We start from the raw sequence: 17,165 nt of genomic DNA, 5'->3' as shown, positions 1-17,165 counted from the left end.
ATGGGTAGCATGAGTCGCCCAAACCGCGCGAGATTCGATTGTCAAAGGCGGTGATTGGCTATCACATTTGTGGATTGATTAGATGGGGCTGGCCGCTTTCGCCCAAGGCCCGATGCCTTCCACGACGTCGTGATCGAGAAACGTCTTGTCACGTCTCTCCAGGGCCTTGTCCATCGCTCGCTGTAGTTCCGCTCGGTTGAGCTGCACATGTGCGAATTTAAGGGCAAAGAAGCCGTCACTGTTGGCCCGTCCTTGCACATCATCGCGCATCCAGGTCCAGGCGCGCGCGTCCGCCGAGCGCAGAAACAGGACCCAAGAGGCATAAGCCTCTACCGCATCCTGAGCCGCGATATAGGTCTGCCACCAATGATGGGCGCAGGCTTCACGCCAGCGCAGCCGCGCGGCCTTAGCGCGCAGATTGGCACTATCCGTGCGCATCTCGCCTTCGGGCCAAGCGTCCGTGACAGGTAGCGCATAACCGGTGCCTAGCCCGTCCAGGAGGGCACCTCTTCGCTGCCGCCAAGTCAGCGACGAGGCACGATCCGCGGCCGCAAGATCGGCGATCCAGGCAGCCTTGCCATTGTACGCCGCCGCCAAGGCGACATCGAAGAGATCCTGATCCGAATGGCAGAATGGCAGGCTAACAAGTTCGTCCCGAAGCGCGGCGACGGGCGGCGAATCGGGAACGCGAAACACGATATGCAGCAACTCGTCTACGCCGGCCGGCCCCATGTAGCGTGTTGTCACGGTCCTGTGCAGTGCGCGCCACAGCGCGGCACCGCGCGTGGGCTCTTGAATGAGCAGCGCCTCGCACAGCGCAAGGAACGCAGTCTCCGCAAGGCGCACGCGTCTGCGGAAATCCGTACTGATGTCGTGCGAGCCTTCCAGCCAGCGATCGATCATGTTGGATGCATGCTGGATCACAGGAACCAGATCGAGGGCATCAACATTGGTGAGATAGAGGCTCGCTCCTGATTGCCTTGCTTCCTCGATGCGGGCTGTTGCGGTCTCTACCGCACGTTGGTGAGCCTTGATGCGCGCATCGGCATCAAGCGCAGCCCGGATCGCTGCAGGGCTATTTCGGTCCTGGGGATCTGGTCTCAGCTGCACGGAAACGAAGAACGGTGTGAATCTCTGCTCCGTCCGGTTGACCGTGAGTGTCGAGCCCGGGTCCGGTTCCGCGATTTCGTTGGCAGCAAGCACGTGACCGAAGATCTCGGCGGCAAGCCGCACCTCAGTGGGATCGGCGCCCCGGACACGCGCTGCTTCTAGCAGGCGCCACGGCGCAAGCCGGGGCCCCAACTGGTCAAAGGGCAGAGTCGATTCGGCTTTGATAAGTGCGCCGGTCCCATAGTGGTTGACCCAGACATCGGCCGACGGGCTCCAGCCCCAGGCCTTTGCGGCAAGATAGTGCCCAAACCGAGCGGCATCGGCCAGTGTCAGCATGCGAAACAGCACACCGTCCAGCTCATGAACGGGCTGGTCGATCAAACTTATCAGCCACGACCAGGCACTGTCGCTAAAGCCGCCCGGGTGAACCGACAAGAGCACAACGAGATCACGCTGCTGCTTGGCAGGCGCCTCGCCGTACCGCGCAATCAGGGCGTCAATGTCCGCAGAGGACGCAGTTCGCATGACCTCGGCAAAATCGGCAGGAATGAATTTGAGATCGGCCGCAATAAGCCTATCGAACTGAGTTTGTGCATCACCAAGGGACTGCAGTTCGATCTTGAGCAGCTCGCTCGCCGAGATCGCATCATTATTCTCGTCCGCTTCGTGCGCGCTCAGGCGCAAAACCTGTGCTGCCTGCGCCTCCGCCGTTCCTGCCAGGATGAAAGCCTCTGTGGCGTGAATGGCGCTCCAATAGCGTGAGTCGGGCGGACAGGACGCGAAGCTGTCCATTTTGCGCCGTAGCAAGGCGGCGAGAGCGTCCGGAGCGCATCGTGCGAGTGCCGGTTGGAGTTGTTCGAAGAACAATTCTTCCGGCATACGTCCCATCTGCCGGTGGAGCTTCGCAACATCGAAGCCGGCGGCGGCGGAACGCAACTCCTCGACGAAGCCGGGTGGCGGCTGAAAGGTTGGATCAAGCCACAGCTCGCCGGTGCGCTGCAACCGAGTATGGAGAGGCCGCTCCTTGTCCTCAAGCGCAACGTGCGCGTGCCGGCGTTCAAGGGCATAAAAACTCCGGCTCGGGTTTGGCAAGTAGTCGTTCTCATAGGTGTAGTGCCGGTCGATGCCGGGGTCGAGGCTAGCGGCGCATTCCTCGTCGGCTTCCTGTCCGCTGAGCCAGAGCACGAGCGCCGCGGCCCGTGCAGGAAGCTGCGGGTGAATGCCGGATTCGGGCACGCGCGAGCGGATATGCCCGGACAGACCGCGCAGGGCAATAGCCGTGGGTTCGGGATCGAGCTCATTCAAGTAGCAAAGCCATTTCAGGCCCTGCCAGCCATCCGCGTGTCCGCGGACAGCCGAAGCAACCGCGATGGCTTCAAAACACGGCATGATCTTCGATAGAGGGAACCCCTCGAGAATCGAAGGCGCCGCGGCCTGCAGCCTGCCATCGTCGCGACCGACGAGACGAAGCGTAACGCCCAGCACCGTCAATGGTCCGGACGTATCGATCCCGACACGGCCGCGGTAACGCTCCGCACGACGCCGCTCAAAGTCGGCGTTCGCGTCCGGCCTGCTGTCGACTTCGCGGGACACGATCGAAAACCAGGCACGGACCCGCGCAACGATCGCGGTCAATTGCGCGCCTTCAATCCGCGGGATGGCGCGAAGCGCATTGATCGCCCACATCCGAGCGGATGCGTGCGCGTGCGCGCCCGACTGTTCCACGGCGTCGAGAAGGGCGTCTGGAATGCTCGGTGCCAGGCTCGCAAGCTCTCGGCGGTGGCTGTCGGTCACGTTCTGGGTTTGCAGCCACGCCGTAACAAGAACGCCGCCGATAGGCGTTGTGAACGGGCCTCCACGTTCGACAAGGATAGATAGAGCCGCCCGCAGAATTTCCGCGCGCTGATCAAGGCCGGCAATCGGGTCGAGCCATTGCGTGACCTCGGCTTCGGCCGCCGCAAAGGTCGCACCATCCATCGCATCGAGTTGTGCAAGCAGCGCGGCCCCGAGCGCATGAGCTACGACCGTCGGACTGAGCTGCATTGCGCCCGAGGGTCCGGGCCGCGCAAAGCGCCCGTCAATGATGTCGCTCAGCCGGGCATACACCTCCCGCTCGGAGAGATCGGGCCGGCTTGCCGTTTCCCCAAGGCTCTTGAGCGAGAATTCCTGGATACCGCCGCGGTAGCGTCCCGCGACTTCAGCAAGCCATGCACGCCACTCATTTTCGCTGAAGGATTTGCCGGCCCGATCACCGAATGTGTCCCGCCCATATTCCCACAACAGCCGATGGACCGTGACCTGCCCCGCCTCCACGAGCCGATCACGAAAGCGGATGACAAGCCTGAACAAGCGCGGCGTGCACGCAAGCTCGAGGAGGTCGGGATGCAAATCTGCCCGAGTGAGGTTCTCGAAAGCGAGCATCTGGTCAAGCTCGCCGCCTGAAGTGGCATCATAGACGTCGACGGTGACGGGCACTGCCGCGACAACAAGCCCGCGAAGTCCCGAGAGCTTGTCTTCAAAATGATATCGGCGCGTGCTGATGATCACACGCACCCGCCCCTCGAAGGCCACGCCCTGGACGGCCTTGAGGAGCGTTAGCCAAGGAACCGAGGGCTCCTGATTGAGGCCATCGAACAGCACGGTGAGAACGGGCCCCTCCTCCCTCGGCCGCTTGAGCAGGTAGGCAAGCCGACGCAACCAATGCTCGGGATCGCGTGTGCCGGTAAGCTCACAGAGCCGCTCGCCCAAAAAACGCCTGATGGTCGATTCCGAGATCCCGGTCAGACCGGCAAGCGCGGAAGAGGGAACGGTGAGGATAATCGGCTGTTCGCGCATCCGGTCAGTCAGCCAGTCGAGCGCGGCCCAAGTCTTCCCGACACCGTCCCACCCGACGATCGCCGCCGGCGCGTCGTTAACGGCAGCACCGCGCCACCAGGCATCCAGCGCAGCATGAACCCGTTGGCGCCGCACTCTCTTGGAGTGAGCACCTCCCGCCGCGTCCTGCCCTAGTTCGGCATTCGAAACGCGATGCGAGGTCCAGATGCCCTGCAGTTTGCGGTGCGATTCGGATCGCAGGCTTTCGAAGCCAAGGCACCAAACCTGCAGATTGCGGCGCAGGCTGGCAATGGCCTCGCCCATGGCGGGTTGTAAGCTGCGTGCATGATTGCCAGCGTCTTGCGAGAACTCGGCTTGCACGAGATCGGGGCCAAATGCGCACAAGGCGGCGAGCGGCGCGGGCTCATGTTCCTTCCAGCCGATGACGACAACGGGAATGCCGAGCCGTTCGCCCTTTTGCACCAGGTCCTGGGCGAGCTGCTCGGGAACGCTGCGCGTGGCAATCAGGACCCATGCTTCCAGTGCCTCGTCGCGCGCCAGCGCATGGTCGATTTCGCCGAGGAGTTCGCGATCGCTCAGGCTGGTGTCGTCGCCATATTTCTTGCACTCCAGGCGGAACCGGCGATCCTGCTGGCCGACCGCACCCGCATCGCCACCGTATTGAAAACCCGATTTGGCCACCGCAATCGAAATACCGAGCAACCGGCCTACAAGTCCGGCCGCGAGATTTTCCAGCTTGTGGGCGTTCCTCTCGGCCTGAAGCGCAGATTTCAATTGGCTCTGACGGGATAGCTCTTCGGGGGTGAGCGGCATGAGTGATCGGTTGTAACGAACGGGACTTGCGAACGCGTACTTGGAATGCTGCCCAGGGCGCGACTAAATTCCTAGCGCCTGGGCAGAGCCTGAGCAGCCCCGTCCAAGGCAGTTCGTGTTGGCTTCGATGATACGCTATCTCTCTCCTCGACGGCCGATGCCATGAGAAGTCGCGCTAGGATGATTTTACGGCCAGCTCGAGCCGCCCTGCCCATTCTCACATCCTTTGGCTAAGAGACCGGTAGTAGCGGTATTGGCTCGAGCCTGCCGGATGCTCGAACTGAAAGCAACCCGCGAAATTCTCAATCGCTTGCATGACCCCTTTCAGGGACGGGGCCGTGAAGGCATGGGTCTGCCCCGTCGACCAATGCGAGAGGTAATTGCTCACGATGGTTGCCACCGAGGTGCCGAGGCCCGCGAGTTGGGCAGGCTCCAGGACCAGGCGGCCAGCCGCTTCGTGGAGATCGACGGCTGCCCTGATGGCGTCTATCAGGTTTTTCGCCATGTGCTTGTCGTCGTTGAAGGCAATGCCGATAGGCACCGAAATGCCGACTTTGGAGATAATCTCCTCGAGCTTGAACTCGAGGTACTGTCTGATACGGTGAGCGGCATCATCGGTGTTGCCGGTATCCAGAAAGGCGTGAGTCGCATCGCGGATCTTATGGATTGCGCCCGACTGTGGCAGCACCGATGTTCGTGCCGTGCCCTGAATGCACTGATGCCACCAGCCGCCCTCGTTGGCATTTGTATTGAATAGCTTCTCGAGGATAGTGTCGTGGCTGAGAAGGATGACCTGTGGGCCATCGGGGACGCCGGGCCGGGCAAATTGTTCCTTGAACACGTTCATCAGGTGGAACTGGTGTCCGGAATCAAAGCTCGATGTTACGTCATCAAGAATCAGAAACTTGGCGCCCCCACCATAGAGCGAAGCGGCCGCCAAATAGACGCTGATCGCGAAGGCGTTGCGATAGCTTTCGGAGAGAACGGCTTGGGCTGAGATGTCCGGCAGCGTCCAGAACTGAGCAAGCGAGATGGAAAGATCCTCGCTGCCGGCGCGCTTCCTCAGGGCCGGCACGACATCGGTGTACATGATCGCTGCGAAGATATTTCGGCTGACGGGTTCGATCGCGGCGAGCCGACGCGCACTTGCCGCGGATTCGGCGCTTGCGAAGCATGAGCTGGCTGTGTCAAGAAACCTCTTGACTCGGGCAATTCGCGCAAGCTCTGCAGTGATGGCGGACTGCTCCCTCCGCGCGGCGCGCAGATCCAACAAATTGCTCTGAAGACGGCGTGCGGCTTCGGCCTTTTCCACCACAGCGGTGAGCTTGTCGGGAAGGCCCTTCTCCAGGGTGAGTTTCCTGTCGGTCAACTCTTTGACGTTGGCGAGCGCGCGCTTCGTGAGCGTCTTCAGCCATTCGGCGAGTGCGCATGCGTGCACCCCGTCCAGCGCCCCCTTCAGTCCGACCTCCTTTGCATCGGAGAGCTGGGCCGGCTCATCTTCCTGGCGGCCCAACCGCTCCAGCTCGTCAAGCTGATTCCAGCCTTGTTCGGTCCACTCTCGAGCCAGATTGGCAGAAGCAGTCTCCACGGCCTCAAACGCCGCGATTTTGTCGCGAACGTGGTCGAGAATCGAACCGGGAGCGGATTGATCACATGTCGGGCAGAGGCACTTGTCAGCCCAACTGTCATCCTGAAGGATAGTTTCGCTGAGGCCGTAGAGCTGACGAAACAGATCTCCTTGCGTTAATTTTAGGGCGGCGTCGCGAGCATCGGCCAGTTCCACGATGCGGTTGGCATGCTGTTCGCTTGGCGCGGCTTTCACGGCCTCTGACCACCTCGCCTCGTCGCGCAGGATGTTCGCGAGTTCTCTCCTTGCCTCACCTCCCTCGGCAGCTTTCGCTGCATCGACGCAACTTGAAGGATCGATCTCCTCGAACCTGCGCCCCTCGCAGAGGGGCTTGAGCAGTTCGATGCCACTGAGGGCGGAATGCGCCTTCGCGAGCATCGTCGCCTCGGCTTCGGCCGGATCGCATTCGTCGCCGACGAGCGCCGTGAACGCCTCCTTGATATTGCCTCGGGCCCGCTGGACAGATACGGCCGCACTATTTTGCTTGGCTTCCATACCGGCGACACCGAAGTGATTGTTGAATGCCCTCGTGTTTGTCAGCGAGGCCAACCCTTGCCGCAGCGACGAGTAACGCTTCAGGCCCAGCAGCCCCGCGAACGACCGCCCGCGCTTCTGCGGCGCAAGATCGATAAAGTCCTGAAATGTCTTTCCATCGAGAAGGACGAACTCGCGATTGAGGTCGGCCAGGATCGCATTTCCGTCTGCACCTGCGCTAGCCACAACGGTCCGCCCGCCGGCGGCATCGCGCCGGACCGTCACATCGACCTCGGCGCCGCCGCCGGCAGGCATAAGGGTCAGGGTGATCGTTCCCACACCACCCGCATGGAAGCGGTTCAGATAATAAGACGGGCCCTTTTCGACCGCGGGCAGATCATCGAGCTTGGGAATTCGGCCGGTGATCGCGTAGACCACCGCATCAAAGATCGATGTCTTTCCTACCCCGTTGGGCGCGGAGATGGAGTTGACGCAATCCGTCTTGAGTTTGAGGACGAGAGGGGCACCCTCGTTGTTGATGCCGCGAAAGCCTTCGATAGAGACCTTCTGAAGATACCAGCCGCTCATTGTGCAGGGCCTTCCTCAGAGGCGGTCTGCTGGGATTCGACAGGCGAGGTCGCTGCATACAACGCGTCCAGGAGCGCATCCTGATCGAGAGCGATGTCCAGGCTGAGGCTTGACAGTGCCCCCGACAGGACGTCTGCCAGGGGATCGTCGATCCGCTTGAGCGCGGCCGAGAGCGCCGAGATGTTTTCATCAACGGTTCTGCTGTCACCGATTTCGAATGCAATTTCAGTATTCGTCACTATGCTCCCCCAAGCACATAATCGTCACTCAATGCGGCAACGCAAATGATCGTCTTGCTACTGCTTTCGTGCACGCACGTGGTACGGATTCGGCCTCACATTCAACACGGTTAACGCGTTATCCACCTCGCAGACAGCGCGCCCTTGGTACGTTCCGTACAGAACTGATTCTGAGCGACCTCCTCGGCCGTGCGAGTAGGTTTTTTAGCAGCCCCCGCGTCGCAATTCTGTCAAATGCGACAATCGGCTGAGAGCACCGCGCCGCAACCTTTCACCGGAAGCGGCGAGCCCGGCGAAGTGCCTTGCTCACGGGACGACGCCCCATTTGTTCTCCCTACCGGCCGATGAGCCCGCGGGCCGATGACTTCATTCTCGTCGGGTTAATGGCCGCCCCTTCCTGCGCCGAGCCCGCAAGATCGGAAAGCAAGTACCTCACGGGAGAGCCGAGTTACTTTCCAGCCCTGACAATCTCGACTTCGAGCTTGCACGCGCCGGACTTGAGCTCCAGGAAAATAGGCCTGCAGAATCCGCTCGGCGCTTCGAGCATCCTGTTCGCCGGGTGGATCTGGTTCCCTGGAAAACATATCGTCCCTGCGCCGATTCCAGGGGCCGCTTTGCTGAATTCGCCATCAAGTACCCGTAATTCATGTCGTAGCAACCGCGGATGCTGGCATTCAGGTCAGGCAATTTTCCGACACAGATGAATTGCCAGGCGATCTCATCGCCAGACCGCGGCTGATAGCTCGCGCCGTCGTCCGCCTGTAGCGTGGTTTGGATGGACGTGTCCTCTCCGAACACGACCGAGAAGCGCCCGCCGTTGGGGTCTTGACGCACGACCAGTCTTGCCGATCGCCCCGAGACGATCCGGCTCAGCGAGACGACCAGATGCTCAATAGCCTCTTCGCGGGCAGGCGCCATCACAAGCACAAGCGCGGCCTGCTGGTCGAGTTCAGCCTGCAGGATCCCCGCGTATCTTTGCCGCTCCGCAAGGGAGCTCGGATACCGGCAAGAGCCTTGCTGCATTTCAGCTGGAAGGCAGCTACGCCGCAAAGCAGGCGCTGAACAATGACGCCTTCCCAATTTACTGCAAGCTTCACGGTGACTTTCGAATACGAGCATCAAAATCTTACAGCGGATCTGAAAACTCAGAATGCCGAGATGGGCGATTGCCTCGTAAGCACCTGCAATCGGTTTGGCATGATCGTAGCGGGATACGAGCGGCCGCGACGAAAGTGTGATGCAGCTCCTTCACCGTGTCCTCGACGGCCCTAATCCTTTCCCACATGGCCTTTACTGGACAACGCTTACAGGACGGAACCGCTCCCGGGGCGGCGCGCGCCAAAGGGCGTGCGCGCCGAGCTTATCGAAATTGAAACTTTCGATTCCCTGTGTCGCGCATCTGGAAACAATTGCCGGACAAGCCAAAGGAGCTCATCGAGAAGATCGACCGAACGGGTTCTCAGGCGGTTTCCATTCCGCGCAAGAGCGCTGGCGGTGGCGCCCAATTTTGCGTCTTACGCGCTTCCGTTGCTCGAAATACCGGACCTGTCTTGAACTCAGTTTCGCGGCTGCCAAGGACTGGGACGATATCCACTCTGCGGAGCAACAAGCACGCAATCAGATTGTCGCGACCAAAGGCAGTTCTATCCTCGCGTGGGGCGACGAACAGACCCTACGGCGAGCGTTTGGCAAGGATCTCACGTCCTTGTCGCCGTACTCCATTAAGGATCGTCTCCAGGATTACGCCAACAATCTCTACCTCAAGGGCTTCATCGAACGGGCGATAGGCCTTTCTCTTATACGAGGTAAGCCACTGCTCATGGAGGATTGGCGCGGAGGCTCGGTCCTTATTCTTGATCGACAACGTCCCAATCTCACCCTGACGAAAAATATTTCTCAATGCGTCGGCAGTTTGCACGGGCGGATCGACGGGATGGTCTCCGCGATAACGCCGGAACATCCCAAGTCCGAAGAAGTGTGGGGGCGGAGGCGGTCCGGCTCGAGGTGGATGAAATTGACGGCCGGTTCTGGCCCGTCCTGAAACCCGACGTTTGGATTTGGCCCAAGCACGCGCGGCAGCAAGCAATCGGCTTTTTGGACGAGCGGCTGGGAAGCCGGTTCAATAACCGGGGCGATGCATTGCTCTCGGCATGGATCAACCTCCTGCTTCCGAGCACCGGGCGGGCGGTCGATCACGTTTTGCAGCCATTTGAAGGCCAGGAGGGAGCCAGCCTACCAAAGATCGTCGTCAATGCCCATACGGCCTTTAGCCGGAGGATGATGGCATGACACCATCGCCTTCAGAAATGGACGGCTATGCGACGATCCCCAAACCAGACCTTGTTTTTGCCGGTAGTAGCTTTGACAAGTATCCCCTACGTGGCCCTATTCGGCATAGACCTATAGCCTGACGCTTGGAATCCCGGCGCGCGTCCGTCTGGCCTTGCTGGCGGGGAGGAGTCGTGGCGATCGGGTGACGTGCGGCGAAGCTCACCCACGCAGGAAGTCCGTGACATTCGCACGCGGTGATCGTGCGGTCTCGCCTCCGGCGGCGCTCGCGATTGCCTTTTGAAGAATTAACGGTGTAAGCAATCCAATCTGAAATGCCGTGAGGGCCTGTGCTTGGCTCCCGAAATTCAACCAGGTGAAAATACCGGCGACAAGGATCATCGCGACGGTGATGGTCCAGTACTTAATGCTGCTCCAGTACTCGGGAAACCGTGGATTGGTGCGCAAACCGTACCAATGAACGAGCTCTGCCACGGCACCACCGAACAAGCCAACCAGAAAAACGGCCAAAGCGCTAGCCAAGGTAACCCCGCCGGTCATGTGTCCCTCCCTCCCGATTGCGCGTCAATCCTGGTCATTCTCGCAGCCGACCGCTTCGCCGATCCCCTCTACATGGGATCACGTGTGCGACTTCAGTTTGCAGTCGAAGGCGCACTCGGCCTTGGCTCTGCCCTCGTAAAACTGGCCTCCTGCGACCGGCGGATCGACGTTACAGATGAAGCACTTACGCGCGAGAATCTTGCGCAAGTGTTTGCCGACATCGCCGCCATAAGAGACTCCAAGCAAGACCCCGCCCTCAACCTGTGCTTGATCTTGTCAGGTCACGGTGACGAAGCCAATGGCCAATCATGGTTTTGCACCTTCCAGGCCCGCCCGGGGGCCGTCGACCTCACAGGTGCAGATCTCGCCGATCTGATCCGGATGGCCGGCGCGCGCCGCGTGACGGCCATCCTGGATTTCTGTCACGCCGGCGGGGTCGCGGCAGACCTGCATCGCGCTCTTGAGGCCGATCTCGATGCAGGCGCCGTGCTGGTGATGGCCGGTGCAGCAGCCGCGGAGCTTGCCTACGAGCACCCCGCGCTCGGGCGCGGGCTGTTCACGATCGCGCTGCACGAAGCGGTCACCGAGCGTGGATTCTACACGCTCGCTGCCGCACCGGGCGGGCCACGTACGGACCTCGCCAGCCTGTTCGTGTTCGCTCGCGAGCGAACCGAGCAACTGGCGTATCTCTATGCCGGGGGAAAGCGCCAGACGCCAGAGATTTACGGAGCAGGAAGGGTCGGATTGACATGGACCGCGGACGCAATCGCGCCACCCAAGGCACCGGAGCCGCGCCGGGCGTTCGCGTCTCGGCTGCGCCGAATCGTAGGATGGAGCGCGACCGTCGCGCTGCTGACCGGCGGCCTGCTATTTTTGCTGCAATATCATCTGACCGTCGGCCCCGAAGGGTGGGTCGAGATGCGGGCCGGGCCGCCTTGGATGGCCTCGCTGGTGCCGCAAGGGATCAACGTCGGCGTGCAATTCCCGCTCGCGGTGATGGATCTCGCCACCCCCTCCCCCCGCTGGGACGAACGGCGCATCGCGCAACGCGCCGAGCTGCTCGCCGGTCAGATCGGTGGACTTGCGACGCATACGATCGAGGGAAGAGAGAACTGGGAGTTCAAGCTGTGGCCGGAGCTGTCGCGGGAAGCGCAGCGCAGAGTAGATTTCGCGCTTGCGCGCGACGGGCTGGGCTCGGTATGCGCCGCGAACGAGCCGCGTCGCGACCGTGCACGGGACTATCAGTTCGCGGTGGAGGCCGCACTCATCGATCGCAAGCGCGCCTGCGCGCCGGTCTTCTTCCTTGAGCAGGGGCCAGAGGTGGAGGCGCTCTATGCGGTGACGAATCCAGCCACCCATCTCGACTTCGGTTTGAGCGAGCTCTCCGATCAGGCAATCCGTATATATCTCGTCGGCCTCGCGTTCGCTTATCGAGAACTCACTGACGCGGATCTGCGGCGACGCGCGCTAGAGGCGGCGATACTTTTGGTCTCGATCCGCGCCGAGAAAGGTGTGGTGCGCGAGGCGGACTGGCTCGCGTACATGCGCTTCCTCGAGGACGTGGCGAAGAGCCCGCGCCTCGACGTCGCGGCAGATATCGCGACGTTTCCGCGGCTGAACGCCTGCGCGCGGAGTTGGTGTGAGCTTGCGGAAAAGCTCGCGGCCTTTTTTGCCGCCGGGGCCGATGCCGCGGGCGTCGGCAACGGCGCCGGAATGCTGACGTGGCTGATCGCGCGCGTAACCGATCGACGTGATGCCGAGGGCGACGGTGCGCGCAGCTGGTCGCTCCCGGCCCTGTTGTTGCTCGCGCGCCACGGCGATCTCGGCCAGGCCGAGTTCGATTGGATCATCCGCTTTTTCCGATTCATCGTTATAGGGGAGCCAATCTGGATCGATCCGATCTGGCTGCCACGCTTTGCCCGCGTGCTCGAGTTTCGATCATCCTGGAAGGGTGGGCTCGAACGCTGCGCGTTTCACATTGCTGGTAGCCACGTTGCCTGCTCAGACCTGGATGCGGACATGGCCGCCAATATCCTGAGCGCGCAGGGAGGCTTTCTCGAGCCGTCGGAGCAATCGATGCTACTGAAACGGCTCGATGAGCGCATGAAGCAGGACCGCATCGCGCTCTACGGCTCGCAGATCAGGGACGTTGGATGCTGGAGTAAGCTGCCGGACCGCTGGCTCAAGGCGTTGGAGAGTAGCCTTGACTACCAGCTGCGCATTATGCCGGCGCGTGCGACCGATCCGCTGACCGGAGTGAGCGTGATCGAGGTCACGGATATCGCGGCCGCGCATGCGCTAGCGGCGTCGATTTTGGGCCGCGCGGATGAGAAGACCAGATCGACGGTTGTGCTTGCGCGCTATGCGGCAAACCATTGGTCGTACGAAGGGCTGCAGCCGCTGTACCGCGCGCTCGCGGTCGCATTGGCGGCCCAGGATGCATTCACCGTGAGTCGTCTGCTCGCATCGCAACAGAACGATGCGCTGGTACGCAGCGCTGTGTTGGAAGCGTTGACGCTTCGGGCGAGCGAGGGGCTGCTGCACGATCCTGTTTTTTCAAGCGCGCCATCCTATCTGCGGCTCGACGCTATGCTGGTCGCGAAGCATCTGATTGCCCAATACACATTCGAGCTCGACAAATTATGTGAAGGACCGGCGCGCTGAAGCGCGTCAGTGGCCCGCCGTAATCCCCGGCTCGGGTACGCCGGCGAAGTTGGCGAATACTGGCAAACCCTTACGATTGCAATCGGAGCGAGAATGACGCCGGGGGAAGTCCATGGCAGAACCAACGTTGGTCGCGCTGATCGGATACCTCGATCGGGATCGAAAGACCAAAGAGCAGACGCACATCATCACGATGGCGGGCCGCATAGTTGGGCCGCTGTCGGGTCCGACCGTTGCCATTGTCGGGAGCATGGCCGACCCCACGTTGGGGCGGTGTGCCAGCGGCTTGTGGCCGCGTCGCGACCGGTTGTCATCGAGTACTCTGCCTATCTGACAAGATACGCGGCAAGCATTAGACTTGAGCCTTCGCGCGATGTGCGCTTTGCGCTTGATGATCCGAACATCGACGCGTTGGATCAGGTTAGGACAGTCTGGTGGCGACGACCGCTGGCACTTGCGCACCGCGAGACGGAAGACCACGAGCGTCGACGGGTATCTCGACATCCAATGCGAATTCTTCTGGACGGGCTTCCTGGCGCTCTTACCGCCGAACACGGTCTGGTACAACGACCGGCGCGTCGACCATGCGGCCGACCGCAATCTGTTGCAGCTGCGCGTCGCAACCGAGCTGGGGTTCGCCATTCCCGACACGCTGGTCTCCTCCTCGGCCGAGGAGGTTGCCGCCTTCGCGCCACTGCACGGGCAAATTGTCTTCAAGAGCTTCGGCGGCTCGCGCCGATACTGGCGTCCGAATGCCATCTACTCCTCGAATGCGATCGCGGCGCTATGGAAAGACGGCAGCTATGCTGGCAGGTACGCAGACCCTGGTCACTGTCAACGATGACAGCTTCTCGCTGCAAGGCAAAGGGTTTCACGAGTTGCTCCGTCGAATGAGCGATGAAGGATATGAGGCGCTCTCGTTCTGGGCGGAGATGCGGAGGGAACTCCGCACAAGCCGCGACACATCGCAGCTGGTCATCGGACCGATACGCCGAGGCGTACCATGTCCACGTGACTGAGTTTTGGCGTGTTCTGGCGACGCGCATGCCGCCGCGTGTCGAAAACGCCCTGTCAGCAACACCATTGCCGCCGCGGAACCAGATACTGGCAATGAGTGCAGCAGCCGAGCTCGTGCAGACACCCAGCCTAATCGGCGCCGCCCAGGTTGTCCGCACCACCACCCTGTTCCGATCCGAATTTGCAGGAAGCCGTCGCCTTCGTGGACGGCGTACCGTTTTCATGCGGCCCTCGCATCGATGTCGACTTTATCCACCGCGCCCGAACTGACCGCGATCTGGCGAACCGCATTTTCGCTGGAGAAGGCCTTGGCCCGTTCTGGGTTGGTTTTGGCGGAACGGCATCATCACGGCCGGACTGGAAGCTCCGGCGACCGCCCGCAGAAGGAGCTGAAACAGTCTGCGGATCAGCCGGCGCGGCTGCCTCCGAGCGGCTGTTTGATCGCCTCTATGTTACCGGCCGTCCTCGCGGAGCCGGAAACGTCCTCAGACCAGCCATTTCAATCAATGGTCGCATCTGGGGTTTTCGTCGCTGGCTTCGTGGAATGGATTGACTACATCAGAGAGGCGCATGTAGTCTCAACGGCAACGTGAGGTCGTTCACGTCTTTTCATTTGTTCGAACGACTTTTTGAATCGATTGTATTTAGTCCGCGCTTTCGTGCGCGGCGTCATGTGCGCACCGTCGTTTGGGTAGTCACGCGATGCAACGCTTAAATCCCTGGGAAGGGCGGCTTCCGATCCGGTTTGGCCAGGCTGCATGGGTGACCGGGGTCGCCCTGGGTTTCCTGCTTCAGCCGGCAATCGCAGCAGAGCTCGTTCAGCCACCAATCTGCTCTGAAGCAACGGCAGGACAGCCTGATCTCGCCGGCATCTGCTCCATTACGCCGCTCGTCAATGGCCAAAACGAGGTAGAAATCACTCTGAAGGCAGCCAGCGCCGAGATCGTCATGGGCGGCTACAAGGTCACCTCCGGAAACTACAATTACAACTATCTGACGCCAATCGTTGAAGCGATGCCGGGCGATACCGTTTCGGCGCACCTGATCAACGCGCTGACCTCCAGCGCCAACGGCAGCATGCACGACCATAATGACGGTTCGACGAACCTTCATTATTTTCATGGCGGAATCGTATCACCGAACAACGCGCGACCCGCGCCCGCGGAGCTTGGCACGGGCGACAACGTCTATGTCCATCTCAAGCCCGGCCTGAGTTTCGATTACAAGGTGCCGATCCCGGGAAAGACGCCGATCCCCGGCAATGACATGATTGACGCACGCGTTCTCGAAAGCACGGGACTCATCCCGCACCCTCTTGGGCTGAACTGGTATCACTCGCATCTGCACGGGATCTCGTCTGATCAGGTGATGGGTGGAATGTCGGGTCTGCTTTCGGTCGGCGAAGCAACGGCCAACGTGAAGGCGGGCTGTCTGCCGGATCCGAACGACAAGGAGAAATGCTCCAACGACGTCGCGAAGGACACAAGCGACCTGAAACGTATCACCATGGTGCGCTATGCGCTGCTCCGCGACATGCCGGTAATGAACATCGCCAAGCTCCCCGGCGAGGCGAACGGCGATGCTGCGACGTGGGATCCAGATCCGGCCGCGCGGGATTTTACTCCGGGCAAGCCGTGCGGCGTGTGGAAGACCGACGGCTCCGGACCTGACCTCGATCCGAAGCTGCGAACCGGCTTCTGTCAGCGCGAGCAGACGAAGGCACTGCTTTTTACGGTGAATGGGCAGCGATACCCGACGATCACTGTGGAGGGTGGCAAGAATCTCCTCCTCCGGCTGGGCAATCTCAGCGCTAACATCCCGTACTGGCTGGAGCTGCGGAACGAGGACGCGGCGGACAAGAAGCCTCTGCGGATGACGATCCTCAGCCTCGATGGAGTAGTGCCGGCGATACCGATTGCCCCCGGGCAGGCACAGAAGCCAGTGCAGGCCGTCGACTATGACGATGTGCTGATGATGCCGGCCACGCGCGCGGAGATCTACGTGCGCAACGACGACAAGCGTCCGACCCGGCAGGTCTATATTCTGAAGACCAAGCGACACAGGGTCGAAGCGGGAACGGACGAATGGCCGGAGATCCAGCTGGCCCGTATCGTGCTGGAGCCTAATGCCACTGCCAGCAACGTGCGGATCGCATTGAATGCTGCCGTCGCCATCCCCGGTCCGGCCCAAATTGCGAGCCCGGCCCTGGCGATTGAGACTGCGGAGCTACCCGGGGGATGCATTCGCGATCTGGCCCCGGCGTTTCGTGAGTATCGCCGGGTCATGTTTCTGGATGGCGTCACGACAAGCCACGGGCAAACGACCGATTGGAGCGTTTTCACCCAGATAGTGCGCCCGACGGGACCAGACCCGCAGGACGAATCGATGCACAACCCACCAGCGGACGAAGATCCCGACAAGACGACGGTCGGGCTTAACGGAGGGGGCATCCCGTTCGAGGAATATGTCGGAAGCGATGGGCTCGTCGATTGGACGAACAAGAAGCATGTGTGTGTCTTCATCGACAAGAAAGCTCACGCAGGTAGCCACAAGCAGCTTTGGGTTCTGTCCAATCAAACAAGCACTCTGCATAATTTCCACATTCACCAGATGAAATTTCGGTTGGCGACAGCCGATGAACTCTACAGCTACTTCATAAAGCCTCCCGATTCGGCGCGCACCTGCGGCCAGGGCGCATGCCCGGCGGATACGCCAAACTATGATCTCTATGACGATCAAAAAAATAGCGACCTGGATCCCGGCGCGACGCGACGCTGGCACGATACAATTCCGCTGCCTCCGGGGCAGTCGGTGTTCGTGGTGATGAGCTTCGATACAAGCCAGCAGCTCGGACGCTTCGTTTTCCATTGCCATATCCTCAAGCACGAGGACAAAGGGTTGATGGCTCCTATCGAGGTCTGGGGTCCCGGGCTGGCAGCGCAATAGCGTCAAAACGCCAAGTGAGGAGG

9 protein-coding genes are annotated in these 17,165 nt (G+C 61.1%); 5 read left to right on the top strand and 4 right to left on the bottom strand.

Annotation, left to right across the window (positions count from 1 at the left end; genetic code table 11):
- Positions 1–78 precede the first annotated feature (78 nt).
- The 3 genes from QSV46_RS23175 to QSV46_RS23165 all read right to left on the bottom strand — a co-directional run bounded on the left by QSV46_RS23175 (position 79) and on the right by QSV46_RS23165 (position 7,686).
- Positions 79–4,758 (bottom strand): hypothetical protein, encoded by a 4,680-nt coding sequence (locus QSV46_RS23175; RefSeq protein ID WP_314957127.1) that lies wholly within the window; start codon positions 4,756–4,758, stop codon positions 79–81.
- Between the two features lie 217 nt (positions 4,759–4,975).
- The gene (locus tag QSV46_RS23170) at positions 4,976–7,447 is read right to left on the bottom strand and encodes an AAA family ATPase (protein ID WP_314957125.1); all 2,472 of its coding nucleotides are present in this window, start codon (positions 7,445–7,447) and stop codon (positions 4,976–4,978) included.
- Positions 7,444–7,686, bottom strand: a complete 243-nt coding sequence (locus tag QSV46_RS23165; protein WP_314957123.1) for a hypothetical protein — start codon at positions 7,684–7,686, stop codon at positions 7,444–7,446. The genes QSV46_RS23170 and QSV46_RS23165 overlap by 4 nt, the downstream gene beginning before the upstream one ends.
- A gap of 1,369 nt (positions 7,687–9,055) precedes the next feature.
- On the opposite strand from QSV46_RS23165, the gene QSV46_RS23160 reads away from it, so the two are divergent.
- Positions 9,056–9,727: a hypothetical protein gene (locus tag QSV46_RS23160; RefSeq protein ID WP_314957121.1), complete on the top strand. Its 672-nt coding sequence runs from the start codon at positions 9,056–9,058 to the stop codon at positions 9,725–9,727.
- Positions 9,691–9,975 carry a hypothetical protein gene (locus tag QSV46_RS23155; protein WP_314957119.1) on the top strand — a complete coding sequence of 95 codons (285 nt, stop codon included), beginning with the start codon at positions 9,691–9,693 and terminating at the stop codon, positions 9,973–9,975. Before QSV46_RS23160 ends, QSV46_RS23155 begins: the two co-directional genes overlap by 37 nt.
- A gap of 201 nt (positions 9,976–10,176) precedes the next feature.
- On the opposite strand, the gene QSV46_RS23150 is transcribed toward QSV46_RS23155, so the two are convergent.
- A complete protein-coding gene (locus QSV46_RS23150) occupies positions 10,177–10,515 on the bottom strand; it encodes a hypothetical protein (RefSeq protein ID WP_314957117.1) in 339 nt (112 codons plus the stop codon).
- An 84-nt stretch (positions 10,516–10,599) separates the two neighbouring features.
- On the opposite strand from QSV46_RS23150, the gene QSV46_RS23145 reads away from it, so the two are divergent.
- From QSV46_RS23145 to QSV46_RS23135, 3 genes are all read left to right on the top strand, one after another.
- The gene (locus tag QSV46_RS23145) at positions 10,600–13,179 is read left to right on the top strand and encodes a caspase family protein (RefSeq protein WP_314957115.1); all 2,580 of its coding nucleotides are present in this window, start codon (positions 10,600–10,602) and stop codon (positions 13,177–13,179) included.
- A 454-nt stretch (positions 13,180–13,633) separates the two neighbouring features.
- On the top strand, positions 13,634–14,023 hold the full coding sequence (locus tag QSV46_RS23140) for a hypothetical protein (protein WP_314957113.1): 390 nt from the start codon (positions 13,634–13,636) through the stop codon (positions 14,021–14,023).
- Between the two features lie 935 nt (positions 14,024–14,958).
- Positions 14,959–17,142, top strand: coding sequence for a multicopper oxidase domain-containing protein (locus tag QSV46_RS23135; protein ID WP_314957111.1), 2,184 nt, complete (start codon positions 14,959–14,961; stop codon positions 17,140–17,142).
- Positions 17,143–17,165 lie beyond the last annotated feature (23 nt).

Origin of the sequence: Bradyrhizobium cosmicum (assembly GCF_032290525.1) — a bacterium.
GTDB lineage: Bacteria > Pseudomonadota > Alphaproteobacteria > Rhizobiales > Xanthobacteraceae > Bradyrhizobium > Bradyrhizobium cosmicum_A.
Note: the sequence above shows the minus strand (reverse complement) of the source record. Positions and strands in the feature narration are given on the sequence as shown.